Raw genomic sequence first — 26910 nt, 5'->3', positions numbered from 1 at the left:
TTTTTACACCGAGAGGTATTGCTATTTCACTTCATCTAGGGCTCTTCGCAACTGCAGTCTCTTACATGTTTTTTATCAGAGGACTAAAGTTTGTAAAAGTTTCTACCACTGCAACATTATCTCTTATGGAACCTTTAACAGCAACAATATTGGGTATCACTATCCTTAAAGAAAAACCTAACCTATATTCTATAATAGGTATTATTTTTATATTTATAGGTATATTTATACTAACTTTTGATAAAAAAATTAATTAATCTAAAATTTACCACATCTCCTTTACACATTATTTGTCCTATGTTATCATAACATTATGAAAATTCTATATATTGAGGACAACAAAAATAATTTACTTTTAATAAAAAAAATCTTAAAGGAAATATTTCCCGATTTTGTAACAGCTAAATCAGGTAAAGAGGGGTTAAAGCTTTTATTAACAGAATCCCCTGATATTGCATTAATTGATTTAAATCTACCTGACATTAATGGCTTTGATATAATTGAGAACCTAAAAAAAGAAAACATTTTGGATAAAATAACAGTCATTGCCATTTCAGGTTATACTGACAAACATACAATAAAGTCGGTATATGAAGCAGGCTTTGATGGTTTTATTGAAAAGCCTGTTAATATTGACAAGATGGTTGAATATCTAATTAAAGTTCACAATACCAGATGTTATAAAAAAGACCGAAACCGGATAAAATCAGAAAAAAGCAAACAAGAAAACAGTTCAAAACTTCAACATAACTTTGATAGTATAATTGAAAGTATATCTCATGAATTAATGAGGTTATGGGGGTTTTCAATTCATGAGATATACTTTCAATTATACTATCAAAGTTATGTTGAAGTTTTGAACTGTTTTCTTGTTTGCTTTTTTCTGATTTTATCCGGTTTCGGTCTTTTTTATAACATCTGGTATTGTGAACTTTAATTAGATATTCAACCATCTTGTCAATATTAACAGGCTTTTCAATAAAACCATCAAAGCCTGCTTCATATACCGACTTTATTGTATGTTTGTCAGTATAACCTGAAATGGCAATGACTGTTATTTTATCCAAAATGTTTTCTTTTTTTAGGTTCTCAATTATATCAAAGCCATTAATGTCAGGTAGATTTAAATCAATTAATGCAATATCAGGGGATTCTGTTAATAAAAGCTTTAACCCCTCTTTACCTGATTTAGCTGTTACAAAATCGGGAAATATTTCCTTTAAGATTTTTTTTATTAAAAGTAAATTATTTTTGTTGTCCTCAATATATAGAATTTTCATAATGTTATGATAACATAGGACAAATAATGTGTAAAGGAGATGTGGTAAATTTTAGATTAATTAATTTTTTTATCAAAAGTTAGTATAAATATACCTATAAATATAAAAATAATACCTATTATAGAATATAGGTTAGGTTTTTCTTTAAGGATAGTGATACCCAATATTGTTGCTGTTAAAGGTTCCATAAGAGATAATGTTGCAGTGGTAGAAACTTTTACAAACTTTAGTCCTCTGATAAAAAACATGTAAGAGACTGCAGTTGCGAAGAGCCCTAGATGAAGTGAAATAGCAATACCTCTCGGTGTAAAAATCCAACTGTTGTCATGAAAAAAAAGAATTGGGCAAAGAAGAGTTGCCCCACCTAAAAAAAGCACCGCCATAACTGCATCTACCTTATGATATATTAGAAGTTTTTTACTAATCAAAGTATATAAAGAGTAAGAAAAGCCTGCCATTAATGCTAATAATATTCCAAGGAAGTTAAAGTTTAAGTCATATTTCTTCCCACCAAAACTTATAAAAAGTAATCCTATTAATGCGAGAGTTGTGCTGATGTACCATTTTCTTTGAATTTTCTCTTTTAAAAATAAAATAGATAAAATACCTGCAGATATGGGAGCACTGCCAATACCTACTACAGTTCCTACAGCAACACCCGCAAACTTGACACCATAAAAAAAGGTTATTTGATATAGAGCTACTCCTGCCATGCCAGTGAGTGTTAAGAGTTTAGGCCATGGCGGAGAATCTTTAAACCCATTTTTTAAAATTGCAATTAACAAGAGAGCAAAACCACCAATCAAGATTCTTAATGTTCCAATCACTGCTGAGGATGCATTTTCAGGGGCAAGCCCCTGTGCTGTGCCGGTGGTACCCCACAGCATTGCAGCAATTAAAATAAAGATGGCTCCCTTGATTTCTTTGTTTAGCATTAAGCGGATATTAATAGATTATTGAAAAAAATCAATCATCAATTAAATAAAGAGATGTTGATTTACCACCTTTTTGAACCTTTTGACCAATCAGTATCAATATTATACCACCAGTCAAAATAATTTTTTACCAAAATTTCTTCAGCAAGTTCTTTAGCAATATCAGTTATGAGTCTTTTTCTAATATGCTTTATCCAGTTTGCTGCCTGATTATTTCCATTATCGAGATTTTCTTTGAGAAAAAGCAAAAGTTCAATGGTATCAGCATCTTTTGCAAGTTGAGCTTCAAGAGTTTTCCCTTCCTCAAATTCTTTTATTAAAGAAGCTATTTCATCATTGCCTGGCAAATCCTTAATTACATCATTTAGTGCTTTTATATCATCAGATTTTACGTATTTTTGCTGAAGATAATTTAAATCTCCGGTTCTTGATTCTTCTATGTCATGAAAGAGGCACATTAGAACTACTTTATAAGGATTAATGTTTTTCATTTTAGCAAGTATGTATCCAATTACTGTAGTTCTAAATACATGAGAAGCAATGGTTTGATTACCACTTCCAAGAAATGGTATACCGCTACGTTGAATTTGTTGCAAAATACCTGTTTCAAAAAAGAAATCTACTATCCTGTCCATCATTTAAACTCCTTTAACACAAAACTCAAAACATCTCAAGAATGGTTTTAATGGAGTTACTCCACATTTTATAAATTGCTCTATTCACACACATTAAATGAAGTTGAGAAATAGGGAAAAAAGGAAGTAGAAAAAGTTCAACGTTCCAATATTCTAACATTTATCATTTTCCAATTCCCTTAACCTTAACCTAAACCTAAACCTAAACCTTAAACATTTAACCTTGAACAAATAAAACCATAGGAGTCACTCCTATGGTTTTATGATTGCTTTGCCGGTGTTAGCAATAAGAGAAAACAAGTTTATTATTGATGTCTTTCATCTACAACACGTTTTGCTTTTCCTTCAAAACGCTCTAAAGATTTTGGTTCTACAAGTTTTACCTTAGGTTTAATTCCGAGATAATTGAAGAGTCTATCAGTTATTTGATCAAGAATTTCTTTTTGTCTTTTCATCTCATCAAAAAACAGGTTTTCAGATACTTCAAGATGTATTTCCATCATATCCAGAGCACCTTTCTTTTTAACATATATCATGAAGTGTGGGGTAGTATGTTCTATTTCTTTTAAGGCTTCTTCAACCTGTGATGGAAAAATGTTTACACCATTTACAATAATCATATCATCCGTTCTGCCAGAAGGTTTTTCCATTTTGATAAATGTCCTTCCGCATTTACAATTATCTCTGTAAATTCTTGTAATATCCCTTGTTCTATATCTGATTAAAGGCATTGCTTCTTTTGTGAGAGTGGTGATAACCAGTTCACCTTTTTCACCTTCCGGTAATACTTCACCAGTATCTGGATCTATAACTTCCACATAAAAATGATCTTCATTTATATGTAATCCATCTTTATAAAGACATTCACCAGAAACTCCTGGACCTATTATTTCACTAAGTCCATAATTATCTGTAGCAATTATACCAAGCTTGGTTTCTATTTCGCTCCTTATCTTTTCTCCCCACGGTTCACTACCAAGAAGGCCGTATTTTAGATGCAAATCATCTTTAGATAGTCCCATTGATTCTAATGTCTCAGCTATATGCAGTGCGTAAGATGGAGTACAAATAAGAACAGTACTTCTATAATCTTGCATTATCATAATTTGCCTTCTTGTATTTCCGCTTGAAACAGGGATAACACTTGCTCCGATATGCTCCGCTCCATAATGCAAACCGAATCCTCCAGTAAAAAGACCATAAGTAAAAGCAATGTGAACTATATCTTCTTTAGTAACACCGCCGGCCACCATAATTCTTGCAACAAGATTTTTCCAGGTTTCAAGATCTCTTTTTGTATATCCTACGACTGTGGGCTTACCGGTTGTTCCACTTGATGAGTGAATTCTCACAATATCTTTTAAAGGTACAGCAAACATCCCGTAAGGGTAATTATCCCTTAAATCCTGTTTTGTGGTAAAAGGAAGTTTTTTGATGTCTTCGAGTGACCTTATATCGTCTGGTGTAATTTTATATTTATTAAATACTTTATGATAAAACTCCACATTATTATAAACTCTGTTTAGAGTAGATTGAAGTCTTTCTAATTGAAGTTGTTTTAATTCTGATAAAGAAATTGTTTCTTCACTCATCTGCCACATTCTCATTTTATCTCTCCCACTTCTCTTTGTATTCTTTACCTAAATAAGCTCTTAAAAGTTCATTATCCTGCAACAATTCACTACTTTTCCCTTGTAAAATAATTCGTCCGTTTTCAAGAACATAGCTTCTATCAGAATACTTCAAAGCAATTTTGGCATTTTGTTCCACGAGAAAAATTGTAAGCCCAGCATTTTTTAAAAGAGATAATTTTTCGTAAAGTTCAGTGATTACTTTTGGAGCAAGTCCCATGGATGGTTCGTCCATAAGCAAAATTTTAGGACTGGACATCAGAGCTCTTGAGATTGCAAGCATTTGCTGTTCACCGCCTGAAAGCATTCCGGCCTGCTGTTTTCTTCTTTCTTTTAAAATAGGGAATATATCAAAGAGGAATTCTAAGTTTTCTTTTATTTTATCTTTATTTTTTATGATGAATGCACCCATTTCGAGATTTTCTTCCACTGTCATATCAGTAAAAATTCTTCGACCTTCAGGAACAAAACCTATACCTAAATTTACTATTTTTTCAGGTTTTAAATTTGTTATGTCGGTATTGTTAAAATATATTTCCCCTTCTTTTTTCTGAATATGTCCCATTATAGAATTCAAAAGTGTTGTTTTACCGGCACCGTTTGAGCCGATTAATGATACAAACTCCTTGGGTTTTATATGTAACGATACGTTTTTTAAAGCCCTGATTTTGCCATAATAAGAGGATAAAGAGGTAACTCTAAGCATCTTCATCTCCGAGATAGGCCTTCATTACATCTGGATTGTTCCTGACTTCGATATATGAACCTTCGGCAATTATTTTACCAAAATTTAAACAGTAAACTTTGTCAGCAAGGCTAGAGATGAAGTTCATATCATGTTCTACCATTAAAACGGTTATGCCTTCGTTTTTAAGTTTTTTTATGAGTTCAATCATCTTTTCTTTCTCAAAATTGTTTAAACCAGCAGCAGGTTCATCAAGTAGGAGTAGGGAAGGGGAAGATAGATAACTTCTTGCAAGCTCAAGATATTTGAGGACACCATAAGGAGCTTCATCAGGGGTTTTATCTTTCCATTCGGATATTCCAAAAAGTTCAAGGGTATTCTCTAATGTTTGTTCAATTTCTTTTCTAAAATTTTTATCCATGCGAAAAAAGTTTTTAAAGTAATACTTTTTTATCTTTTTTTTCAATAGTCCTAAAATTAAATTCTCTTTTATTGTCACATCATTGATAATTTTCAGGTTTTGAAATGTTCTTGAGATCCCTTTCTGAAAAATAACATTTGGAGCCACGTGAGAAATGTCTTCATCTTGGAAAAAAACTTTTCCGCTGTATCCGCTTATAAAACCAGTAATGACGTTAAATAGAGTGGTTTTACCGGCACCATTGGGACCGATCAATGCAACAATATTTCCTGATTCCACACGGATATTTACATCATCAAGAGCTTTGATTCCACCAAAGTTTACGGAAATATGTTCAGTTCTTAGCAATTTTCAACCTCTTGAAAAAACCGACTATTCCATATGGAAAAAATATAATGCAAAAAGCTAAAATTCCACCGTATATGATTATTTCGTAATCTTCAAAAGATGCAAAAACTTCAGGTATTAATGATATTATTACAGCTCCAACAATTCCTCCATATGTTGTGCCAAGTCCACCGATTATTGCCATAGCCAAGATTTCAATGGAATAGTTTATACCAATGGAAGATGGACTTATGAATTGGGAGTAAAAGGCATAAAATGAACCTATCATGGATGAGTAAGCAGCTATGACAGCAAATAGTAAAACTTTTTCTTTTTTGAAGTTAATCCCAAAGGCGCTGGACGCATGCTCTGATTCCCTGATAAAACGAAAGTCATAACTTATAAAAGATTTATCAAAAAGCTCAAGAAATACTAAGCTAATGAGGTAAATTGTGGCAAACAGAATAAAATTTTTCATTTCATTATCAAATTCGAAACCGAAGATGGAAAAATATGGTATTCCCACCAATCCTGAAGGACCTCCGGTAAACATATCCAGTTCGTTAGCAAAAATATAGATAATCATGCCAAATCCCAAAGTTGCCATTGCCAGATAGTGTCCATGCAATTTTAATGCTGGATAACCTATTATAAATGCTACAAAAAATGTTGCAACAATTCCTATCAGAACGGTTAATAAGGGTGAAAATGAATAATGAACGGTCAATATTCCTGAGAGATATGCTCCAATACCGAAAAATGCTGCCTGACATAAAGAAATGATTCCAGCATATCCCAATAGGATATTTAAACCTGATGCCAATACGGCATTTATCATTATATATGTAATAAGACTCAGATAGTAATCATTTTTTACCGTAAGACCAAGCACTATTATTAAAATTATATTAAAAATAAAAAACTTTCTGTTTAACTCTTTCATACTCTTTCGGCTTTCTTTTTCCCAAGTATTCCGTTTGGTAAGGCAAAAAGAATAATAAGTAAAATTATAAAAGCAAAAGCATCTTTATAACCTGAAGGAAGTATTGATGCAAAAAAACTTTCGGCTATAGCCAAAAAATAACCGCCAACTATGGCACCCGAAAATCTGCCAAGTCCTCCGAAAATTGCAGCGGAAAACCCTTTTAAACCTGTCATAATTCCGTCATTATATGTGACAAAGGTGATAGGGGTAATGAGGATTCCCGCAATACAACCAATGGTGGCAGCAATAGCAAAGGATAACATTTTTATTTTATTAACATTTATACCACAATTTGAAGCTGCATAAGGATCGTTATGACATGCTCTAAATGCCTTTCCATATTTAGTAAATTTGAAGAAAAAAGAGAGTATAATAGCTACCACAATCGAAACTACTATAACAAGAAGGCTGCTAGTAGTTAAAACACCGCCCGGCATGGCAACGGTTTTTTCAGTAATATAAGGATCAACCTTTAATGAATCTCTGCCCCAAATAATCATAGAAGCACCACGCAAAATTATGGCAAGAGCAAGAGTTATAGTTATGAGATTTATTTCAGTTTTTATTTTGATGCTGTTAAAAAATATTCTTTCAGCAATCATTCCTAATATGAATGCCGAAATAAGTGCAACGATAAAAGAAATATAAATAGGAAAATTTAAAAAGTGCAAGGCGGTATATATAAACATACCACCTAGCATAACAAATTCACCTTGGGCAAAATTAATTATTCCAGTGGTATTGTATATAATATTAAACCCTATTGCCACAAGGGTATAAATGCTTCCAGTTGTAAGACCAGAATACAAAAACTGCATAATTCTTTAACGTACCTTATACTTGTGTATTTTTATTCATTTTTATTTCATTACTTAAAACTATTTATGGATTAATTTCCAATCGCCATTTTCAATTTTAACCATTACAAAGGCATCTTTTGTAAGACCGTTATGGTCTTTTTCGGAGAAATTAAATTCACCGTAAGTGCCTTTGTAACCTTTTATGGATTCAATGGCCTTAGCTATTTTATTTTTGTTTTTACCAGTATTTTCCAAAGCTATTTTCAAGATGTGCATTGCATCGTATGCATGACCACCAAATGTGGAAACTTCGCTGTTAAATTTAGTCTCATAATCATGTTTATATTTTAAAAGCATTTTTTTGAATGGATCAGTATCGGGAAGCTGATCAGCCACTATTAATCTACCTGCAGGCAAGATAATGTTTTCTGCAGCGTTACCTGCTAATGCAATAAATTTTTTAGAAGCAACTCCATGGCTCATTATTAACTGAGCGTTGATATTAAGTTCTTTAAAATTTTTGGCAACGATTGCAGGTGCAGGTCCTACTCCCCAACATATTACAGCATCAGGTTTTAATGATGCTATTTTTGAAAGCTGGCTTTTCATATCCTTATCGGTATCTTTAAATTTTTCGTCTGCAACAATGTGTATATTCATCTCTTTAGCTTTTTTTAATAGAGCGTCTCTACCGGAATACCCAAAACCGCTTTGAGCAGTAATTATTGCAACTTTTTTCATTCCTTTGGATAAAAGGTATTCATAAATCTTTTCAACCGCATGAATATCGGATGGAGCAACTTTAAATACCTCTTTGTATAAGGGGTTGATGATTCTATTACTTGAAGCACAACTTATAACGGGTAATTTATATTTTTTAGCAAGATCTTTGATAGCAAGGGTAGAGCCACTTCTAGTAGGACCAATTACAGCCAATACTCTATCTTTTGTAGCAAGTCTTATAAACTTTTTTCTTGCTTCACCATCTATCCCTTTGGTATCGTAAAAAATTATTTTTATTTTTTCTCCATTTATTCCACCATTTTTATTGATCTCTTCCACAACCATATCCAATGTTTGCTTTTCAGGAAGTCCTAAGAAAGAGGCAGGACCACTTGTGGAAAATAAAGCACCTATTTTTATTTCTGCATATAAAGAAACACTAAAAATTACGAAAAAGGCGATAAGTATTAATCTTTTCATGACCTACTCCTATTTATTTTATAATCCGTAAATTTCTTGACCTTTTATTGTTTTAATACCATTGTTATTCAAAGCTTCTATTGCTTTATCAGTTTCGTCGAAGCGAAAAATCATAATTGCGCAATCACCGCTTCTTTCCACAAAGGCATACATATATTCCACATTGATATTGTTATCTTTTAAAATTTTTAATACCTTTGCCAATCCTCCTGGTGAGTCAGGGACTTCAACAGCAATAACTTCCGTTTTTCCAACGGTGAATTCATTTTCTCTTAATTTTTGATAAGCTTTCTCTGGATCGTTTACAATGAGTCTTAAGATACCAAAATCTGATGTATCTGCTAATGAAAGGGCACGAATGTTTATATTATTCTTTCCCAAAAGATCACATACTTCCCATAATCTACCAGATTGGTTCTCTATAAAAATGGATATTTGCGTAATTTTCATTGTTGCCTCCTAATTTAAATCTTTCTTTTATCGATAACCCTTTTTGCTTTGCCCTGACTTCTTTCTATAGTTTTAGGTTCTACAAGTCTGACTTTTGCAGAAATCCCTATCATCTCTTTTATGCTTTTTTCTATACTAATTTCAAGCTGCTGTAATTTTTTGATTTCATCTGAGAAAAACTCTTCATTAACTTCAACGAGTACTTCTAACGTATCAAGATTATTTTCTCTATCAACGATAATGAGATAATGAGGTAAAATCCCTTTTGTTTCCATCAAAATAGATTCAATTTGTGATGGGAAAACGTTTACTCCTCTGATGATAAGCATATCGTCACTTCTACCCATCACTTTTTCCATTCTAACAAAGGTTCTTCCACAAATACATGGTGCTTTAATGAGTCTTGTAATATCTCTTGTTCTATATCGAATGAGAGGGATTGCTTCTTTTGTTAATGTTGTAAAAACAATTTCTCCCTTTTCACCATAAGGCAACTGTTCACCGGTTTCAGGGTCGATAATTTCTACAAGGAAATGGTCTTCATTTATATGCATTCCATTTTTGGCTTCTACGCACTCAAAAGCAACTCCTGGACCGATTACTTCGCTTAATCCGTAAATGTCTATGGCATCTATACCCCATTTTTCTTCAATTTCTCTTCTCATTTCATTTGTCCAAGGCTCAGCTCCGAATACACCCACTTTAACTGGTAATTTTTTTAAATCTACCCCCATTTCTTCAGCCACTTCGTATAAATTAAGAGCATAAGAAGGGGTACATGAAATTGCTGTTGTTCCGAAATCTTGCATTATCATAATCTGTTTTTTAGAATTTCCTCCTGAAATAGGGATAACTGATGCGCCAATTAATTCTGCACCGTAATGTGCTCCAAGACCACCAGTAAACAAACCGTATCCATAGGCATTTTGAAGAATATCTCCTTTCCCTACGCCTGCAGCCTGAAATGTTCTGGCCATAAGTTCTGCCCATGTGTTTATATCTCGTTTTGTATAACCTACTACTGTTGGTTTTCCTGTGGTACCGCTTGATGCATGTATTCTAACCACTTGCTCTTTTGGAACAGCAAATAATCCAAAAGGGTAATTATCTCTTAGATCTTGTTTTGTTGTGAATGGTAATCTTTTCAAATCATCAAGACTTTTTATCTGTTCAGGTCTTACACCAGCTTCATCTAGTTTCTTCCTGTAAAATGGAACTGTCGCATAAACTCTTTCCACAAGATTTTGTAATCTTTTAAGCTGTAATGCTTCAAGGGCTTCTCTAGGAAGGGTTTCATACTCTTCATTCCATATCATTTGCAGCTCCAAATTAATTTATTTAACCGGTTAAATAATAACAAAATACGATTTTGAAGTCAAATATTAATTAGTTGCCACTTTTTCAGTGGCAACTCCTACGTTTTTTTGTTGTATAAGAAAATTATATTATGTAATGAATTAAGAATGGGACAGAGGACTACAGTGGGAATAAGCTTAAAAGCTTCATATTTAGTCTGTCCCCCGTCCCGAAAGTCCCTATTGGTTGATTTGGCTATCAAGCCACTGTCAAACGGGAGTTTGGATTCGGGACTAAAATATTTTAAGTGAGGTTTGACATGAAAAATGACAAATTTGCTTTCTTTATAGGTGTTGATGTTTCCAAAGATAAGTTTAATTGCGCTATTATTAACAATAAGCTTGAACTTCTCAAAGAAGCTGAATTTCAAATGGACATTGATGGTTTTAACAGCTTCTATGACTTGATTAAAAAGTATGACTCCTCTATCATTGCTCTTGAATCTACTGGCAGCTATCACATTAACCTCTTAGCATCCCTTGTATCCAAAAAGAAAGATGTCTGTCTTATTAATCCAGCTCTCATCAAAAAATTTGCCCAATCCGTTACTCTCAGAAAAACCAAAACCGATAAAATTGATGCTGTTATCATTGCTAAATTTATAGCTAAGAATATTGAACATTTCAATTATTTTGCTCTTCCTGAGTCCAATGATATTATCGCACTTGCCAGGATGAGAGAACATATTACTCAGCAGATTGCAAGAGTTAAGACTCAGCTTAAACAGCATCTTACTGTAGTATTTCCTGAACTTGTGGCAAATGCCAATGTATTTACTCAATCCATTTTGCATATCCTTAAACATATGCCTACAGCTGAAATCATCAGGAATGCTAATGAAGATGATATTCAAAAGATTCTTGATGAATTGAAGTTTGCACATAAGTCAAATATTACCCCTCAGAAGCTCATATCCCTTGCTAAATCCTCCATTGGTATTTCCTCTGATATCTGGGCTACTGTCATCAAAGAAGATGTTGAAATGCTCATATTTCTTAATAGCCGACTTGATAATATTACGAAGGAATTTATTGATAAAATAAAATCTTCCAAAAAAGATGATATGGAGATTATTACTTCTATCAAAGGAATTAATGATATTACCGCTGCCCATTTTCTTGCAGAAATTAAAGATATAAACAGATTTGCCAACAAAGGTAAACTTGCTGCCTATGCCGGGATAGATCCTGCTATTAAACAATCCGGAAGTATGTATAGTAACGGCAGAATAAGTAAAAAAGGATCCCGGTCCCTTAGGCGTATTCTTTATCTTATGGCAAGTGGTGTTATGAAGTTTAATGAGTATTTTAGAGCGTATTATTTGAAAAAGAAGGAGGAAGGTATGCCTCATAGAAAAGCTATGATTGCATTGTGTAACAAACTTGTGCGTGTACTTTATGCCATGCTTACAAAAAAAGAGGTTTTTCATATGCCTAAATTATCTTAATAATTTTTAATATTTATAGTTGACTAATTAGTTCCTGCTGAAAAAGTGTATTTTATTGATAATTAAAAATTATTCATTTGTGATATTTGCAAAAATGATACTTAAAGGGGGCAAGCCCCCTTTATAACCCCCTATAAAGAAAATTAAATGGATAAGAATTTATTTATTATTTTTTACATAAATTAGTTTTCTAACGAAAACTAATTTAGGGGGTAACCCCCTTTAAAACCCCCAAAAAGATTTAGAGTTTACAATAAATTATATAAAACAATAGATTTTAGTAATTGATGGATAACAATAAGTATAATAAAGAAAAACATATTAACTATTAATTAGTTGCCACTGAAAAAGTGGCAACTAATTAATAATGATTGATTTATTTCAATATTCCTATAAAAATTTCCCCAGTTTTTAGTAAATTATTCGAAAAAACTGGAGGATAAGAATATTAAGTTACTTACTTATATAAGGGTGTTGCACAATAGTAGCTTAATATTTTTATAACTCATTGATAAACTAGAGATTGCTTCGTCGCTACCGCTCCTCGCTGGTGACATTGTTATTTTTGTCATTGCGAGCGTTAGCGAAGCAATCTCTTTATTACCAATGTGTTAAACATATAGTCATGTTCCCACAGTATTTGTTTATTTGTTGTGCAATGACCTTTTATATGGTTTTAGGAGTAAAGTATTTCTGTATAATTGTTTGATATAAAAGTAATTTAAAAACATAAATCATTTATTAATAAATAGTTCTCACTTTTTCAGTGAGAACTATTTAACTTTGTTTAAAATGATTTTTTATTTTGGGAGATAAATCCAGAGAACTTTTGCCGGGGTGTTTTTTTTGTTTTTTACTTTATGTTTTTTATGAGAGTAAAAATAGAAGTAATTACCGGAAGTAATGTTATGAGTTTGGTTGTTTAATGTTAACTCAATTTCACCTTCTAAAACGTAGCCGAACTCTTCTCCTTCATGTTTTATCTCTTGGTGATAACCACCACCAGGAGGTATTTCCACAAGATATGTTTTCATTTTTAAAAGAGGGTTTTTTATTAACAGATATAAATTGTAAAGATCTTTTTTGGAGTAAATAAGCTCTGCATCTTTATCAAATTGGAAACTTTCTTTGTTTAAGTGAATATCTTTTTCATCTTCTTCTAAAAGATCAGAGATGTTAACTCCGAAAAAATTTGTGATAGCTTTTAATGTAGCCATAGATGGTACAGCTTTACCATTTTCTATCATTGAAATATAACTTTTTGTTTTACCTATTGCTTTTGCGAGTTGATTAAGGCTGTATCCTTGAGATTTTCTAAGATTTCTGAGTTTTTCGCCAAGTATATTATTGTTCATAAGAAGAAAAAACGGCTCTTTATAGAGCCGCTTACTTTACTGATTCTTTTAAGATTTTTCCAGCAGTAAATTTTGGAGTTTTTGTTGCTGGGATTATGATTTCCTCTCCAGTTTGAGGGTTTCTTCCTTTTCTTTCTTTTCTTTCACTTACGGAGAAAGTACCAAAGCCAACAAGTGTAACTTTGTCCCCTGATTTAAGTGCTTCGATTACAGTTTCTTCAAAAGCAGCAAGTGCTCTTTCTGCTTCAGCTTTTTTCAAACCAGCTTTTGAAGCAATTCTTTCAATCAATTCTTTTTTGTTCACACCTACCTCCTAAATATATTTATTATTAAAGACTACGCTCAATAGCTTATATATCATAAAAAAAGAGATTTCAAATAAAAATTAAAAGTTCTCTGATAATTTTTGCTGCAACAATAGTAGAAACTTTTGAAGGATCGTAATCAGGAGCCAATTCAACAACATCACAACCTACTATATTTAGCTCTGATAAAATATGTAATTTGTTGATAAGTGAATTAAAACTGATTCCTCCTGGTTCAGGAGTACCAGTGCCGGGAAAAACAGATGGATCCAAAATATCTAAATCTACAGTGATGTAAACAGGGGTATCTCCTATAATATTTTTTACCTTATTAAGGTCTCTATTTAGTAGGTTGTTATTACGGATTATATCAAACTCCTCTTTTGTGCCGCTTCTTATGCCGTATTGGAAGATTCTGTTTAGACCTATTAGTTCGGAGATTCTTCTTATAACAGTAGCATGAGATAAATTTTCACCTAAATAATCATCTCTTAAATCGGCGTGGGCATCGAAATGTATGAGGAAAAGGTCAGGGTATTTTTTTAGATAACTTTTTATTATTGGATATGTTATGAGATGTTCGCCACCTATAGATAAAATCTTTTTATTTTGATGAATGATTTTATCAATTTCTATCTCAATTTTTTTTAGAATATCTAGTTTATTTCCGAATGATAGTTCCAAATCACCTATATCACAAATATTTTTATCAAGAAGATCTTTATTTTGAATGGGTGAAAATGTTTCTAAGCCATAAGATGCTTTTCTGATTTCATCAGGGGCAAATCTTGAACCAGGACGATAACTACTTGTCCCATCATAAGGTATTCCTATAATTACTATTTCAGAATCATCAAAATTTTTGTTGCATTCAATAAAACAATTTGAAATAGGGTTCATAAAACTACCTTTGCGAAATTAGGTAGTGCAAAACAGCCGTAAAAGATGTCGTTGTTAAAATATTTGAGAGTTTTTTCCATATTTTCAATGTCTGAGATTCTTGGATTATCATTATACTTATATTTTTTTGAAGCAAAAGCAAAAGACCACATACCGCTTGGATAAAACGGAATAAAAGACAAATACATAGTTACTATTGGGAAAACGGCTTTTAAGTTATCGAACATATCTTTTTGAATATCTGTATAATAATAAGGGTTTTCTGCTTGAGCTACCATAATGCCGTCATCTTTTAAGCAATTAAAAACTTGCTTATAAAATTCCTGTTTAAACAACCCTTCTGCTGGACCAATAGGATCAGTGGAATCGATGATTATTACATCAAAAGTATCTTTATTTTCTTTTATATATTTGATACCATCATCAATTAGAAGGTCCAGTTTTGGGTTATCAAAGGCTGATGCTACTGTTGGCAAATACTCTTTTGATTTTTCAACGACCATTCCGTCGATTTCACACATAACACATTTTTTTACTACATCATGTTTTACAACTTCTCTTGCAGTTCCACCATCACCGCCACCAATAATTAAAACTTTTTCAGGATTTGGGTGTGCGAAAAGTGGGACATGGGCAATCATTTCATGATATGCAAATTCATGGGCTTCTGTAAGCATTATAAAATCATCAAGCAGTAAGATTCTACCGAGATCTTCTGACTCTAAAATATCAATTTTTTGAAAGGGTGATTTACCACTGTATAATGTTTTTTTTATCTTTATGGAAAGAGCAGTATTGTTTTCATATTTTTCTGTGAACCAAAGATCCATAATATCCTCCAGTTATTATATTAAAATGCTAAAGAGTGTTGAAGGTTAAATTTCTGCATTGACAGGTTTATGTCTGAGTTCACCTTGAATATCGTTTAACTGTCCTCTTTTCATTTCAATAGTTGATGTGTGGGACGCCTTTAAGACATTTTTTAGGTGTTCAAATGCGATCCATGGATCAACAGTATCTCCGCATGTAAAAAGATCAACTGCCGCATAACCATATTCAGGCCATGTATGTATTGTAAGGTGAGATTCAGCAATAACCACTACACCGCTTACTCCATATGGGCTAAATGTATGAAAGGTACTGTTAATGATAGTAGCACCACTTTTTTTAGCAGCTTCTTGCATTTCTTTATCTAAAAGTTCGGTATTGTTTAATGTATCAGCATCACAACCATAGAATTCAACCAATATATGTCTTCCGAGTGCTTTCATTAATACCTCCTGTTAAGAAACATCAAAAAAATGCTATGTTAATACTTTTTTCTTTTCTATAAAGGGCACGAACTTATAAATTAAATGAAAAAATATGTCAATAACAAAAAATATAGAAAATCGCAATTATATGATAAATAACAAGATTGATGTCTTTTCAAGATAAAAAAAAGTTTATTCGAAGAAAATTTTAATAAATTTTATAATTTTTCATTAAAAAATTTGTAACGTAATCTTGTATTCCTTCCTCTAATGAGTAGAACTTTTCTGAATAATCCAAACTATAAAGTTTTTCCATTTTTGCCTCTGTAAAATATTGATATTTATCCCTGATATCTTCTGGCATATCTATGTAATGAATTTTTCCTTTACCATAGTTTTTAATTACATTATTTGCTAAATCATTAAAGCTTCTTGCATTGCCTGTACCTAAGTTATAAATACCGCTATTTTTGGGGTTTGAGAAAAAGTAGAAAATTACTTTTGCAACATCTTTAACATATATAAAATCTCTCTTTTGTTCTCCATGTTTGTAATCTTCTCTATGAGACTTGAAAAGTTTTATGACCCCTGTTTCCTTTAGTTGATTAAATGCGTGGAATATTACGCTTGCCATTCTACCTTTGTGGTATTCATTTGGGCCGTACACATTGAAAAACTTAAAACCAGCCCAAAAAGGAGGTTTTTCTTTTTGTTTTAATACCCAAATATCAAATAATTGTTTGGAAAATCCATAGGGGTTTAAAGGTTTTAATTCAGGTATTAGTGACTCATCATCGTTATAACCTAATTCGCCATTACCATATGTGGCTGCACTGCTAGCATAAATTATAGGGATTTTTTTAGTGGTCGCAAATTGGAAAAGCTTTTTGCTATATTCGTAATTTATATCCATAAGATAGTCTAAATTAAATTCTGTGGTATCGGTACATGCTCCCATATGAATAATAAAATCAATATTGTTAAATTTATCCAAAGACTCGATAAATTCTTCTCTATCTATAAAATCTGTAAATTTTTTTGCTACTAAATTTCTCCATTTTATTTTTTCTCCTAGTCTATCTACACATAAAATATCGGAAATACCGTTATTGTTTAAGTGTTTTAAAATAACACTACCAATGAATCCAGCAGCACCTGTTAATAATATCATTTCATACCCCTTAGATTATTACTGTGTGTGAATTTAATATAAATAAATTTGATTTTGTAAATAGTATTTTTATTAAAATAAAACACAGGGGTTACCCCCTTGTGTTTATTTAATGTCGATGATTTCTATAGAATAGGTAAGAGTTTGGCCTGCTAAAGGATGATTAAAATCGATTTTTACATATTCATCCGTTAACTCTAAAACTTTACCTCTATAAAGATTATTTTGCTCATCTTCCAAATCGATATACATATTTTCTTTAATTGAAGGATCTAATTGAATTTCTTCACGTGGTATTTCTGTTATAAGACTTTCATTGTAAGGACCAAAAGTATCATCTGGGCTTAAAACAACATCTTTTTTGTCGCCAATGCTCATTCCTAATATCTGTTCTTCCAAAACTGGCAAAAGTTGATTTTGCCCCATTTCTGCTGTTAATGGTTCTTCGTGTGTTACAGCATCTACAACTGTTCCATCTTCCAACGTAACAGTGTAGATAAATGTTACGGTTGAATCGTTCTTAACTGTCATAAAAAATCTCCTTTAAAAAAATTTATCAAATGCTAGCACATTTAAATAGTAAAATAAATAGAAATTTAAAAAATGCTACATAAAGTTTAAAATTTTGTTGATATTAATTAAGTATAATGTATAAAAATTTTTATGAATAGGAGTTTTTTGGTAAAATATAAAGAGCTACTAGGTGATGAGTTTGATTTATTTATTGATTCTTTAAAAAAACAGAAAGAAAAATTTGTCAGGATAAATTGTGCAAGAAATATTAATTATTTAGAGGAACTTGATTATTTAAATGTAGAATATCAGTTAGATAATAATTTTAAGAACGTAGCAAAAGTTATTGATGATGAATTTGTTTTATCTAATACCATAGCTTTTAAGACAGGAGGATTTTATATTCAAAATCCTTCTTCTCTAATTCCTGTAAAGTTTTTGTTAGAACATATAGATGTTGATGAACCTATAATCCTTGATATGGCAGCATCTCCTGGTGGCAAGACTACCGCATTAAGTGAATACTTGGGAAGAAAAGGTTTAATAATAGCTAATGAACCTTCAAAAAAAAGATTGAAGAACTTACAATTTAATATTGAAAAATATGGAGCGTGGAATGTAGCAACAGTATCATATGATGGTAGATATTTACATAAATTTTGTGAGAGTGTCTTTGATGCTGTTTTACTTGATGCACCCTGTAGTAATGAAAACAAGATATTCAGAGACAAAACTGTGTTGAATTCTTGGGATGAAGATTTAGTTAAAAAATTGTCTAAGCTTCAGAAAGAATTAGTTGATTCGGCAATTAAGGTGTTAAAGAAGGGAGGTATTTTAATATATTCCACATGTACTTTTTCTCCGGAAGAAAATGAAGATGTGGTGAAATATGTTTTAGATAAATATGATGTGGAGTTGTTAGATTTAAATAAAAATAATTTTTGTAAGGGATTATCAGGAGATGCGTTTATAGATGAAAGAGTAGTTAGAGTTTTTCCTCATCATGAACATTTGAGTGGTTACGATGGATTTTTTGTGGCTGGATTTAAGAAAAAATATGGTGACGAGGTATGTGCTAAGGTAAGCAGAAGTAATGTTTCTATAAATAATACTTTTCAAATGGATAATTCTTATTGTTTATATGAATCAAACGGATATTTATTTCTTTCTTCAAAATTTTTAATCGATGGATTGAGATATGAAAAAAGTGGTATTAGATTTGGCAAACTAATTGGCAAAGAGATTGAATACTCGACTCAATGTTGTTGGGAGTTTGGCAGTAAAACAGGATTACAAGGTTTAGAAGTAGATTATGAATCTGCAATGATATTTTTAAAAGGTAATGATTTAGTGATTGATAAAGAAATTGAAAATAAAAAGGGTCTACTCTTTTTTAAGAAATTACCTATTGGAATGTTTAAAAACATTAACGGAAAATTAAAAAATAAGATTGATAGATATTTTATCAGAGGTTTAATATGAGACGAGTTTTGGTGGTGGAGGATAGCGGGTTTTTTTCAACGGTTTTAAAAAATAATTTAGGTATGTTAAATTATGTTGTGGATACAGCTTCTAGTATATCTGAAGCTTGGGAAAAATTACAAGAGAAAGACTATGATTTGATAACTTTGGATGTTTATTTGCCTGATGGTGATGGCTATGAATTCTGTAAAAAAATAAAAAATGATCCACGCTATTATAAAATACAGATTGCTATAATTACATCAGAAACAGGGGATGAAGCAAAGAAGAAGGCTTATGAGGTGGGAGCTATTGCTTTTTTTACAAAGGCAGATACACAAAAAAAACTTGCAGAGTTTATTACAAATCTTGATAGGCTTGTTAAAACCATTGATTACAGTGGGAATAATGTTTTATTAATCGAAGATAGTAAAACTCAAAATTTGTATATTAAAGGTTTATTGGAGTATGCTGGTATAACAGTTTATAGCTATTACTCTTTGGAGGAAGCGAAAGAGGTAATAAACATAAGTATGCCTAAAATTGATTTGGTTATACTTGATTACTATGTGGATGATGGAACATCTAAAGAGTTTATTAAGTTTTTTAAATCAATAAAACTTTATGAACATACACCAGTTATGATAATCACTATAGCTAATGAACCGTTTGTAAAATACGATTTATTCTTGCTTGGTGCATCAGATTTTTTGACGAAGCCCTTTGATGTAGGGGAATTTTATTTAAGGGTTAGATCACATTTACGTATAAAATATCTCATCGATATGCTAGATACAAAAAACAAAATGTTGTCTATTTTAGCAACAACTGATGATTTGACAAAAAGTTATAATAGAAGATTTTTTTGGGAGGTTGCAAAAAAAGAAGAAACGAGAGCAAACAGATATAAAAGTAATTATTCAATAATTATGCTGGATATTGATAATTTTAAAAACATTAATGATACTTATGGACACAATGTAGGTGATTTTGTATTAAAAAAACTGGCAGATGCAATTAAGCTTAACATAAGAAATTCTGATACATTAGCAAGGTTTGGCGGAGAAGAGTTTGTAATATTGCTTCCTGAAACGGATAAGGAAAAGGCATTTTTAGTTGCTGAAAAGATAAGAAATAAAGTGGAGAACATGGAGTTTGATGAGATAAATGAAAAAGTAACAGTTAGTTTTGGTGTTGCCAGTCGTGATGAAGCTAATGATCTTGATGAAGTAATTAAAATTGCTGATGAAAGATTATACAAAGCAAAAGAGACAGGAAAGAATAAGGTGGTGATAGAATGATTAAAAGGTTTATAGTTTTATTTTTAATCCTTTTATACTGCATAAATGGATATACACAATTTTTAGGTAATGTTTTTACTGAAGGTGTAAAAGATGATTATATTTTTATTGTAGATAAGAGTGAGAAAAAGTTAAAAGTTGTAAAAATTGTAAATGATGAAATAAATATTGTTCGTGAATATAGTGATATTTTACTTGGCGAAATCGAAGGTGACAAACAAAAAGAGGGGGATAAGAAAACTCCTGAAGGGGTATATAAAATAAAAAGTTTTATTCCACCATCAAAGCTGTCAAGAATTTATGGAGATGGAGCCTATCCTTTAAATTATCCAAATCCTGTAGATAAAATCCTAGGTAAAACTGGTTATGGTATATGGATTCATGGTTTAGATGAGGGTGATAATAAAACTTTTACACAAGGATGTGTAGCATTGCATAATGGCGATTTAAAAAATTTAGGGACATTTAATCCAATTGAGAGGGATGTAATAATTACTAAACAAATAGAATACTTAGATGCTACAGATTATATTTCTCAAAAAAGTTATTGGATAAATTACTTTGAGTCATATTTAACTTCTTGGCAAAATAATAATTTTCAAGAGTTTAGCAGCTATTATCATATCTTGTTCAGAAATGATCTAGGGCAAAACTTAAAAAGATATCTTTTAATAAAAGAAAAATTGATGAATATCTATCCATATAGGAAAATTTATCATGATGAACTGAAGATTTTAAAAGAAGATAATAAAGAAATTTACATAAACTTTAGACAACTGTATTGTGCACCGAATTTACTAAATGAGGGCTATAAACAATTGTTTTTGTATAATGATACCGGCAAATATCAAATTATTTATGAATCTTATCAGGCTGCCAGTAATTATAAAATGTTGAGACGATTTATTGAATCTTTTGTAGATAATTGGAAAAATGCTTGGGAAAGTAAAGATATTGATAAATATATAAGTTTTTACTCCAAAAGCTTTACCGCAAAAGGGTATAACAGGGATGGTTGGAAAGAGTATAAAAAGGATATTTTTAAAAGGCATGGAAAAATTAGTGTAGAAATTAGTGATTTGAATTTTAAAATTGTTAATCCTTTATTAATAGAAGTTGTTTTTAAACAAAGATATAAAGCTGACTCATACGAGGATTATGGGATAAAAAGGCTTATGTTAAAGGGATGTCCTGGCGATTATCAAATAGATAGAGAGTCTTGGAGTAAAATTCGATGATTCGTTATTTTATCTTAGTGCTTTTGGTGGTTTTTACTTTTCCACTGTTTGCAAAAGATGTGAAAAGGCCATCTACAGTACATAAAGTTTATTTTAAAGGTTCTGATTATGAACTGCATGTTTATAAAATTTATGGAAGAAGAGATGGAAAAACTATGCTTATTGTAGGGGGGATACAGGGGGATGAGCCTGGTGGTTTCTTATCTGCAGATTTGTATTCTGAGCTTACATTAGAGCAGGGTAATTTAATAGTTGTTCCAAGAGCAAATTTTAAGTCCATAATTCTTTTCAGTCGTGGTGTTGATGGTGATATGAACAGGATATTCCATAAGAATAAAATTGAAACAGATATGGATAAGGTAGTCTCTATAATCAAGAAACTGATGGCAGAATCGGATATTTTCCTTCATCTGCATGATGGGTGGGGGTTTCATAATCCAAAATATATTGATAATTTGAGAAATCCAAAACGATTTGGTCAATCTATAATTACAGATGCTGATGAATTTAAATGTAAAGATGGAAAAGTTTTGCCTTTAAAAGATTGGGCTTATGAGGTCTTAGAAGAGGTAAATAAGAAGATAGGGGATGAGAAATATTTCATGCATTATTTTAATACTAATACAGATGATCCGCAAACTTCTTTTAAAGATATGAGAAAAACAGCTACATATTATGCGTTGAAGACGTATTGTATTCCAGCTTTTGGTATAGAGGCTTCCAAGAATTTACCTACAGTTGAGATGAAGGTTTTACACCACAACTATGCTGTAAATGCATTTATGAAATTGTTTGATATTGTACCAGAACAACCACAGATTTTTTTACCAAAACCTGAATTTAAATATGTGGTATTGCAGGTTAATGGAGAACCACACATAATTGAAAATAATAAGATATTGTATTTATCAAAGAATTCACTTCTGGAAGTTATTCATATTGAGTCTAATTATAAAAGAGGATTATCCTGTGATGTTTTAGGAGTAAACGGTTTGAATGATATGGGTATACCTGTAAAGATTACCAAAGACACTGAGATCATTTTTAGAAAAGATAATAAGGTAATGGGTAAGATTTTTCTGAAAATAAGTAGATCATTAGAAGAACAAAACTGGGTATTTATCATAGAAGTTAATGGTAAAAAGAGAGCTGTTTTGAATGGTGAAAAAATTGTATTGAAAAAAGGTGATGTGATAAAATTGTTAAAGGTTTTTAGTGAAGGTGTGGTAGGCGATGATATAAAAATCAATTTTAAGGGATTTGTTCCTTCAAATGTTGTGAATAATATTGGAGACGATAGGGGATATGAGATTTTAATTGATTCAAATTTTATGAGGAAATATTCTCTTTTTAAGGATAAAGAAGTTTATCCAGTTGTAGCAAAGAATAATAAGATAGTTTTGGCAACTTTTTATATTGAAATAAAGGAAAATTAATATACAATTTGAGTTTAAAAAATAAGATTCTTCGTCCGTCTCAGGGCGGACTCAGAATGACTTCAGAAAGTGTCATTCTGACCCTGAATATTAACTAAGGGGAAGAATCTCGCAGTCAATAAAAATATTGCATTTAGGAGGAGTTATGAGAAAGCTGTTTTTATCGGTATTAGTTTTGCTGTTTTTGTTATCTTTAGGATGGAGTAAGGATTTAAAAGTTGGTTTTGTTTATGTTGGTCCTGTTGGTGATGGTGGTTGGACTTATGCGCATGATCAAGGAAGGGAAGCTTTAGAAAAATTACCATATGTGAAAAAAACTACCTATGTTGAATCAGTTCCTGAAGGAGCTGATGCATTAAGGGTAATTATGAAATTAGCTAAAACCGGTCATAATCTTATATTTACAACAAGTTTTGGATATATGGATCCAACCCTTGAAGTGGCCAAAAGATTTAAAAATGTGGTATTTATGCATTGTTCAGGGTATAAAACAGCACCTAATGTAGGAACTTATTTCGGAAGGATGTATCAACCTAGATATCTTTCTGGTATGATTGCAGGTGCTATGACAAAAAGTAACATAATTGGTTATGTAGCTGCTCATCCAATTCCAGAAGTAATAAGAGGTATAAATGCATTTACTCTTGGAGTAAGAAAGGTTAATCCAAAAGCTATTGTAAAGGTAGTGTGGACTCAGACTTGGTTTGACCCAGGAACAGAGAGAAATGCTGCAGAAAGTTTGTTAGATGTAGGTGCAGACGTATTAGCAATGCATCAAGATACCCCTGCAACATTACAGGCTGCTGAGGCTAGAGGTAAATATGTGATTGGTTATAACTCAGATATGAGAAAATATGCTCCAAATGGTTTCTTGACAGCTCCAATTTGGAATTGGGCTGCGATTTATGAATATGTGGCTAACGCTGTTCATAATGGTACTTGGAAAAGCGAGCAAATATGGTGGGGTATGGATAAAGGTGCAGTAAAGCTTGCGCCTATTAGTGATAAAGTTCCTGCAGAAGTGAAAAAAGTTGTTGAAAAAGTGAAAAATGATATTATAAGTGGCAAGTTCAAAGTGTTTGAAGGTGAAATTAGAGATCAAAATGGTAAAGTAGTGTTGCCAAAAGGGAAAGTATTTAGTGATCAAGAGCTTTTGGGTATGAGTTTTTTTGTAGAAGGTGTGCAGGGAGTTATCCCAAAGTAAAAATACAAAGTTTTAGGGGAGCTTAAGCTCCCCTAAATTTTTGAGATTATAATATGAGCAAGATTTTATTAGAGTTAAAAGAAATAACAAAAATTTTTGGTAAAATAACTGCGAATAACAAAGTATCCTTTAATGTTAGGGTAGGTGAGGTACATACTCTCTTAGGTGAAAATGGTGCAGGTAAAAGTACTTTGATGAATATCTTAACAGGCCTTTATAAGCCTGACAGTGGTCATATCTATTGGGAAGGTAAAAAAGTTAATATAAATTCACCAGCAGATGCTTTAAAGCTTGGTATCGGAATGGTTCATCAGCATTTTATGCTGGTGAGGAATCATACTGTTTATGAGAACTTATTCTTTTCAGTTAGTAAACCGCCTTTTATGTTAAAAAACAATGAAGTAAAAAAGAGAATTAAAGAAATTATAGAAAGATTTAATTTAGGGATTTCCCTTGATGAACCTATTTGGAAATTAGAGATAGGTAAGCAGCAGTGGGTTGAAATAATAAAGTTACTTTTGAGGGATTGCAAATTATTTATTTTAGATGAGCCTACTGCAGTTTTAACTCCACAGGAAAGTGAAAAATTATTTGAGTTTTTACATGAATTGAAAAAAGACGGTAGGTCTATCATTTTTATTTCTCATAAGATGAAAGAAGTGATGGATATTTCAGATAGGGTCACAATTTTGAAGAAAGGTGAAGTGGTAAAAACTCTTGAAAAAGGCCAATTTGATGAAAATATCCTTGCGAAATTAATGATTGATAGAGATGAGGAAATTGTACTGAGTAAGAAACCGTTAGCTGATAAGAAAGTTATATTAAAATTGCAAGATTTATACGTCAGAAATGATAAAGGATTATCTGATTTAGATGGATTAAGCCTTGAAGTTTTTAAAGGTGAAATATTTGGAATTGCTGGTGTAGCGGGAAATGGTCAAAAAGCTCTGGCTGAGGTTTTGACTGGATTAAAAAAGGTAGAAAAAGGTTTAATTGAAATAAATGGACAGGATATGACTTATTCTAGTGCCAGAAGTAAATATATTGCTGGCATTGCGCATATTCCTGAAGATAGGAAGACAATGGGGATAGCCCCTGATATGAGTGTAGAAGAAAACTTGGTTTTAAAGAACTTCAAGGATAAGAAATTTAGAAAAGGCTTTTTCTTAAATTTTAAAAAAATTAGGGAAAATGCAAAAGAGAAAATAAAGAATTTTGATATAAAGGTGGCTTCATTAAACCAAGCAGTTAGGTTTTTGTCTGGTGGTAATATACAGAAAGTTATTATTGCACGTGAATTATCTCAACATCCTCAGATTCTAGTAGCTTTATACCCTACAAGAGGTCTTGATATAGGTTCTGCAGAATATGTGCATAAAGTTTTACTTGAGGAAAGGGAAAAGGGGGTTACCACAATTTTAATATCAGAAGATTTGGATGAACTTTTTAAATTATCTGATAGAATTGGGGTAATTTTTAGAGGTAAAATTGTGGGAATTGTAGATCCTGAAAAAACTTCAATAACTGAAATAGGATTATTAATGGCAGGGCATAAAGGTGAAAATTAAAATAGTTAAAAGAAGTGAACAAAACAGATTTGTTCTAGTAATAGCACCTTTTATTGCAATTTTGTTTTCCTTTGTGATTGTTGGAATTTTCTTATATGCAAATGGGTTAAATCCGTTTAGTGTTTTTAAAGATATGTTTGTAGAGTCATTAGGTTCTTTTTATGGTTTTAGTGAGACCTTAGTTAAAACGACTCCATTGTTACTTTGTGGTCTTGGAGTTGCATTAGCATTTCGAATGGAGTTATGGAATATAGGAGCAGAAGGGCAACTCTACATTGGAGCTTTTGGAGCATCTCTCGTTGCATTGTATTATCCGATAAATAATCATTTTTTGATGTTGTTGGCAATGTTTTTATCTGCTGGGTTATTCAGCGGTATTTGGGGTATGATCCCTGGATTTTTGAAAGCGAAATGGAATGTAAATGAGATAATTGTAACGTTGTTGATGAATTACATTGCTATTCTGTGGGTGGATTATTTAGTATACGGGCCATGGAAGGATCCTAAAGGGTTTAACTTCCCGCTTACAAAGCAGTTTCCTGATGTAGCAAGGCTTGGGTATTACTTTGACACAAGATTGCATACGGGGTTTTTTATAGCTCTTGTGCTTGCATTTTTATTTTATATTCTTATTGAAAAAACTGTTTGGGGATACGAAATTAGAGTGATTGGAAATAATCCCAATGCTGCCAAATACGCAGGTATAAATTATGAAAAGAATGTTATAATTGTAATGTTTATAAGTGGGTTACTTTCAGGTATTGCTGGTTTTAGTGAAGTTGCTGGAGTAACATATAGATTGCAACATGGAATATCTCCAGGATATGGTTACACTGCAATAATAGTTGCATGGCTTGCAAGAAGAAGTGCACTGGGGGTATTATTGGTTTCATTTATAATGGGTGTTTTGTTTGTGGGGAATGATGCTTTACAAATAAATTATCAGCTACCTATTGCTTTTATAAATGCTTTTCAAGGTTTAATTCTCTTTTTTGTTATATCTTCTGAATTTTTTGTAAATTATCGTATTAGTTTTGGAGAAAAGTAACG

General features: G+C 31.7%; 27 protein-coding genes and 1 pseudogene. 10 read left to right on the top strand and 18 right to left on the bottom strand.

Annotated features, from left to right (window positions below; genetic code table 11):
* Positions 1–257 (top strand): EamA family transporter (locus FHQ18_RS01495; RefSeq protein WP_149265399.1); only part of this gene is annotated, 257 nt, incomplete at its 5' end.
* A 56-nt stretch (positions 258–313) separates the two neighbouring features.
* A pseudogene (locus FHQ18_RS12935) lies at positions 314–640 on the top strand (response regulator); the annotation flags it as partial.
* Between the two features lie 16 nt (positions 641–656).
* Here FHQ18_RS12935 and FHQ18_RS01485 read toward each other — a convergent pair.
* The 11 genes from FHQ18_RS01485 to FHQ18_RS01435 all read right to left on the bottom strand — a co-directional run bounded on the left by FHQ18_RS01485 (position 657) and on the right by FHQ18_RS01435 (position 10668).
* Positions 657–1280 carry a response regulator gene (locus tag FHQ18_RS01485; RefSeq protein ID WP_149265397.1) on the bottom strand — a complete coding sequence of 208 codons (624 nt, stop codon included), beginning with the start codon at positions 1278–1280 and terminating at the stop codon, positions 657–659.
* Positions 1281–1336: 56 nt separating this feature from the next.
* Complete coding sequence (locus tag FHQ18_RS01480; RefSeq protein WP_149265396.1) at positions 1337–2215, bottom strand: DMT family transporter; 879 nt, start codon at positions 2213–2215, stop codon at positions 1337–1339.
* A gap of 62 nt (positions 2216–2277) precedes the next feature.
* Positions 2278–2850: an HD domain-containing protein gene (locus FHQ18_RS01475; RefSeq protein ID WP_246798615.1), complete on the bottom strand. Its 573-nt coding sequence runs from the start codon at positions 2848–2850 to the stop codon at positions 2278–2280.
* Between the two features lie 305 nt (positions 2851–3155).
* Complete coding sequence (locus tag FHQ18_RS01470) at positions 3156–4457, bottom strand: phenylacetate--CoA ligase family protein (RefSeq protein ID WP_149265394.1); 1302 nt, start codon at positions 4455–4457, stop codon at positions 3156–3158.
* Position 4458: 1 nt separating this feature from the next.
* A complete protein-coding gene (locus tag FHQ18_RS01465) occupies positions 4459–5187 on the bottom strand; it encodes an ABC transporter ATP-binding protein (RefSeq protein ID WP_149265393.1) in 729 nt (242 codons plus the stop codon).
* A complete protein-coding gene (locus tag FHQ18_RS01460; RefSeq protein WP_149265392.1) occupies positions 5180–5935 on the bottom strand; it encodes an ABC transporter ATP-binding protein in 756 nt (251 codons plus the stop codon). Before FHQ18_RS01460 ends, FHQ18_RS01465 begins: the two co-directional genes overlap by 8 nt.
* On the bottom strand, positions 5922–6857 hold the full coding sequence (locus FHQ18_RS01455) for a branched-chain amino acid ABC transporter permease (RefSeq protein ID WP_149265391.1): 936 nt from the start codon (positions 6855–6857) through the stop codon (positions 5922–5924). Before FHQ18_RS01455 ends, FHQ18_RS01460 begins: the two co-directional genes overlap by 14 nt.
* A complete protein-coding gene (locus FHQ18_RS01450) occupies positions 6854–7717 on the bottom strand; it encodes a branched-chain amino acid ABC transporter permease (protein ID WP_149265390.1) in 864 nt (287 codons plus the stop codon). Before FHQ18_RS01450 ends, FHQ18_RS01455 begins: the two co-directional genes overlap by 4 nt.
* A 60-nt stretch (positions 7718–7777) precedes the next feature.
* Positions 7778–8902 carry an ABC transporter substrate-binding protein gene (locus FHQ18_RS01445; protein ID WP_149265389.1) on the bottom strand — a complete coding sequence of 375 codons (1125 nt, stop codon included), beginning with the start codon at positions 8900–8902 and terminating at the stop codon, positions 7778–7780.
* A gap of 18 nt (positions 8903–8920) precedes the next feature.
* Positions 8921–9352 (bottom strand): ACT domain-containing protein, encoded by a 432-nt coding sequence (locus FHQ18_RS01440; RefSeq protein ID WP_149265388.1) that lies wholly within the window; start codon positions 9350–9352, stop codon positions 8921–8923.
* Positions 9353–9366: 14 nt separating this feature from the next.
* Entirely contained in the window at positions 9367–10668 is a 1302-nt protein-coding gene (locus FHQ18_RS01435) for a phenylacetate--CoA ligase family protein (protein WP_149265387.1), read from the bottom strand.
* A gap of 299 nt (positions 10669–10967) precedes the next feature.
* Here FHQ18_RS01435 and FHQ18_RS01430 point away from each other — a divergent pair, with 299 nt between their 5' ends.
* Positions 10968–12155, top strand: a complete 1188-nt coding sequence (locus FHQ18_RS01430) for an IS110 family RNA-guided transposase (RefSeq protein WP_149265355.1) — start codon at positions 10968–10970, stop codon at positions 12153–12155.
* Positions 12156–12955: 800 nt separating this feature from the next.
* On the opposite strand, the gene FHQ18_RS01425 is transcribed toward FHQ18_RS01430, so the two are convergent.
* The 7 genes from FHQ18_RS01425 to FHQ18_RS01395 form a co-directional block, all read right to left on the bottom strand.
* Positions 12956–13510, bottom strand: a complete 555-nt coding sequence (locus FHQ18_RS01425; protein ID WP_149265386.1) for a cupin domain-containing protein — start codon at positions 13508–13510, stop codon at positions 12956–12958.
* A gap of 31 nt (positions 13511–13541) precedes the next feature.
* Complete coding sequence (locus tag FHQ18_RS01420; RefSeq protein ID WP_149265385.1) at positions 13542–13814, bottom strand: HU family DNA-binding protein; 273 nt, start codon at positions 13812–13814, stop codon at positions 13542–13544.
* Positions 13815–13884: 70 nt separating this feature from the next.
* The gene (speB, locus tag FHQ18_RS01415; RefSeq protein ID WP_149265384.1) at positions 13885–14715 is read right to left on the bottom strand and encodes an agmatinase; all 831 of its coding nucleotides are present in this window, start codon (positions 14713–14715) and stop codon (positions 13885–13887) included.
* Positions 14712–15545, bottom strand: coding sequence for a polyamine aminopropyltransferase (speE, locus tag FHQ18_RS01410; protein ID WP_149265383.1), 834 nt, complete (start codon positions 15543–15545; stop codon positions 14712–14714). Before speE ends, speB begins: the two co-directional genes overlap by 4 nt.
* Before the next feature lie 45 nt (positions 15546–15590).
* Positions 15591–15986 carry an adenosylmethionine decarboxylase gene (gene speD, locus FHQ18_RS01405; protein ID WP_149265382.1) on the bottom strand — a complete coding sequence of 132 codons (396 nt, stop codon included), beginning with the start codon at positions 15984–15986 and terminating at the stop codon, positions 15591–15593.
* Positions 15987–16176: 190 nt separating this feature from the next.
* Complete coding sequence (rfaD, locus tag FHQ18_RS01400; RefSeq protein ID WP_149265381.1) at positions 16177–17139, bottom strand: ADP-glyceromanno-heptose 6-epimerase; 963 nt, start codon at positions 17137–17139, stop codon at positions 16177–16179.
* Positions 17140–17244: 105 nt separating this feature from the next.
* On the bottom strand, positions 17245–17670 hold the full coding sequence (locus FHQ18_RS01395; protein WP_149265380.1) for an FKBP-type peptidyl-prolyl cis-trans isomerase: 426 nt from the start codon (positions 17668–17670) through the stop codon (positions 17245–17247).
* Positions 17671–17802: 132 nt separating this feature from the next.
* Here FHQ18_RS01395 and FHQ18_RS01390 point away from each other — a divergent pair, with 132 nt between their 5' ends.
* The 7 genes from FHQ18_RS01390 to FHQ18_RS01360 all read left to right on the top strand — a co-directional run bounded on the left by FHQ18_RS01390 (position 17803) and on the right by FHQ18_RS01360 (position 26908).
* Positions 17803–19134 (top strand): RsmB/NOP family class I SAM-dependent RNA methyltransferase, encoded by a 1332-nt coding sequence (locus FHQ18_RS01390; protein ID WP_149265379.1) that lies wholly within the window; start codon positions 17803–17805, stop codon positions 19132–19134.
* On the top strand, positions 19131–20414 hold the full coding sequence (locus FHQ18_RS01385; RefSeq protein WP_149265378.1) for a diguanylate cyclase: 1284 nt from the start codon (positions 19131–19133) through the stop codon (positions 20412–20414). The genes FHQ18_RS01390 and FHQ18_RS01385 overlap by 4 nt, the downstream gene beginning before the upstream one ends.
* Positions 20411–21652, top strand: coding sequence for a L,D-transpeptidase family protein (locus tag FHQ18_RS01380; RefSeq protein WP_149265377.1), 1242 nt, complete (start codon positions 20411–20413; stop codon positions 21650–21652). Before FHQ18_RS01385 ends, FHQ18_RS01380 begins: the two co-directional genes overlap by 4 nt.
* Positions 21649–23088 (top strand): M14/M99 family metallopeptidase, encoded by a 1440-nt coding sequence (locus FHQ18_RS01375; RefSeq protein WP_149265376.1) that lies wholly within the window; start codon positions 21649–21651, stop codon positions 23086–23088. Before FHQ18_RS01380 ends, FHQ18_RS01375 begins: the two co-directional genes overlap by 4 nt.
* A 145-nt stretch (positions 23089–23233) precedes the next feature.
* Entirely contained in the window at positions 23234–24292 is a 1059-nt protein-coding gene (locus FHQ18_RS01370; protein WP_149265375.1) for a BMP family ABC transporter substrate-binding protein, read from the top strand.
* 53 nt (positions 24293–24345) lie between these two features.
* On the top strand, positions 24346–25860 hold the full coding sequence (locus tag FHQ18_RS01365) for an ABC transporter ATP-binding protein (RefSeq protein WP_149265374.1): 1515 nt from the start codon (positions 24346–24348) through the stop codon (positions 25858–25860).
* Positions 25850–26908 (top strand): ABC transporter permease, encoded by a 1059-nt coding sequence (locus FHQ18_RS01360; RefSeq protein WP_149265373.1) that lies wholly within the window; start codon positions 25850–25852, stop codon positions 26906–26908. The genes FHQ18_RS01365 and FHQ18_RS01360 overlap by 11 nt, the downstream gene beginning before the upstream one ends.
* Positions 26909–26910: the final 2 nt, after the last annotated feature.

The sequence above is a fragment of the Deferribacter autotrophicus genome (assembly GCF_008362905.1).
In the GTDB taxonomy this organism is placed as follows: domain Bacteria; phylum Chrysiogenota; class Deferribacteres; order Deferribacterales; family Deferribacteraceae; genus Deferribacter; species Deferribacter autotrophicus.
The sequence above is the reverse complement of the archived record's forward strand: the minus strand, read 5'-3'. Positions and strand labels throughout refer to the sequence as shown.

Bases quoted from the DNA above. Each gene is read 5' to 3' on its own strand.
- FHQ18_RS01470 (WP_149265394.1), bottom strand. From the start codon at position 4,457: ATGAGAATGTGGCAGATGAGTGAAGAAACAATTTCTTTATCAGAATTA.
- FHQ18_RS01375 (WP_149265376.1), top strand. From the start codon at position 21,649: ATGATTCGTTATTTTATCTTAGTGCTTTTGGTGGTTTTTACTTTTCCA.
- FHQ18_RS01370 (WP_149265375.1), top strand. From the start codon at position 23,234: ATGAGAAAGCTGTTTTTATCGGTATTAGTTTTGCTGTTTTTGTTATCT.
- FHQ18_RS01445 (WP_149265389.1), bottom strand. From the start codon at position 8,902: ATGAAAAGATTAATACTTATCGCCTTTTTCGTAATTTTTAGTGTTTCT.
- FHQ18_RS01395 (WP_149265380.1), bottom strand. From the start codon at position 17,670: ATGACAGTTAAGAACGATTCAACCGTAACATTTATCTACACTGTTACG.
- FHQ18_RS01450 (WP_149265390.1), bottom strand. From the start codon at position 7,717: ATGCAGTTTTTGTATTCTGGTCTTACAACTGGAAGCATTTATACCCTT.
- FHQ18_RS01435 (WP_149265387.1), bottom strand. From the start codon at position 10,668: ATGATATGGAATGAAGAGTATGAAACCCTTCCTAGAGAAGCCCTTGAA.
- FHQ18_RS01425 (WP_149265386.1), bottom strand. From the start codon at position 13,510: ATGAACAATAATATACTTGGCGAAAAACTCAGAAATCTTAGAAAATCT.
- FHQ18_RS01480 (WP_149265396.1), bottom strand. From the start codon at position 2,215: ATGCTAAACAAAGAAATCAAGGGAGCCATCTTTATTTTAATTGCTGCA.
- FHQ18_RS01475 (WP_246798615.1), bottom strand. From the start codon at position 2,850: ATGGACAGGATAGTAGATTTCTTTTTTGAAACAGGTATTTTGCAACAA.
- speD (WP_149265382.1), bottom strand. From the start codon at position 15,986: ATGAAAGCACTCGGAAGACATATATTGGTTGAATTCTATGGTTGTGAT.
- speB (WP_149265384.1), bottom strand. From the start codon at position 14,715: ATGAACCCTATTTCAAATTGTTTTATTGAATGCAACAAAAATTTTGAT.
- FHQ18_RS01390 (WP_149265379.1), top strand. From the start codon at position 17,803: ATGAATAGGAGTTTTTTGGTAAAATATAAAGAGCTACTAGGTGATGAG.
- FHQ18_RS01440 (WP_149265388.1), bottom strand. From the start codon at position 9,352: ATGAAAATTACGCAAATATCCATTTTTATAGAGAACCAATCTGGTAGA.
- FHQ18_RS01430 (WP_149265355.1), top strand. From the start codon at position 10,968: ATGAAAAATGACAAATTTGCTTTCTTTATAGGTGTTGATGTTTCCAAA.
- rfaD (WP_149265381.1), bottom strand. From the start codon at position 17,139: ATGATATTATTAACAGGTGCTGCTGGATTCATTGGTAGTGTTATTTTA.
- speE (WP_149265383.1), bottom strand. From the start codon at position 15,545: ATGGATCTTTGGTTCACAGAAAAATATGAAAACAATACTGCTCTTTCC.
- FHQ18_RS01385 (WP_149265378.1), top strand. From the start codon at position 19,131: ATGAGACGAGTTTTGGTGGTGGAGGATAGCGGGTTTTTTTCAACGGTT.
- FHQ18_RS01485 (WP_149265397.1), bottom strand. From the start codon at position 1,280: ATGAAAATTCTATATATTGAGGACAACAAAAATAATTTACTTTTAATA.
- FHQ18_RS01455 (WP_149265391.1), bottom strand. From the start codon at position 6,857: ATGAAAGAGTTAAACAGAAAGTTTTTTATTTTTAATATAATTTTAATA.
- FHQ18_RS01365 (WP_149265374.1), top strand. From the start codon at position 24,346: ATGAGCAAGATTTTATTAGAGTTAAAAGAAATAACAAAAATTTTTGGT.
- FHQ18_RS01380 (WP_149265377.1), top strand. From the start codon at position 20,411: ATGATTAAAAGGTTTATAGTTTTATTTTTAATCCTTTTATACTGCATA.
- FHQ18_RS01465 (WP_149265393.1), bottom strand. From the start codon at position 5,187: ATGCTTAGAGTTACCTCTTTATCCTCTTATTATGGCAAAATCAGGGCT.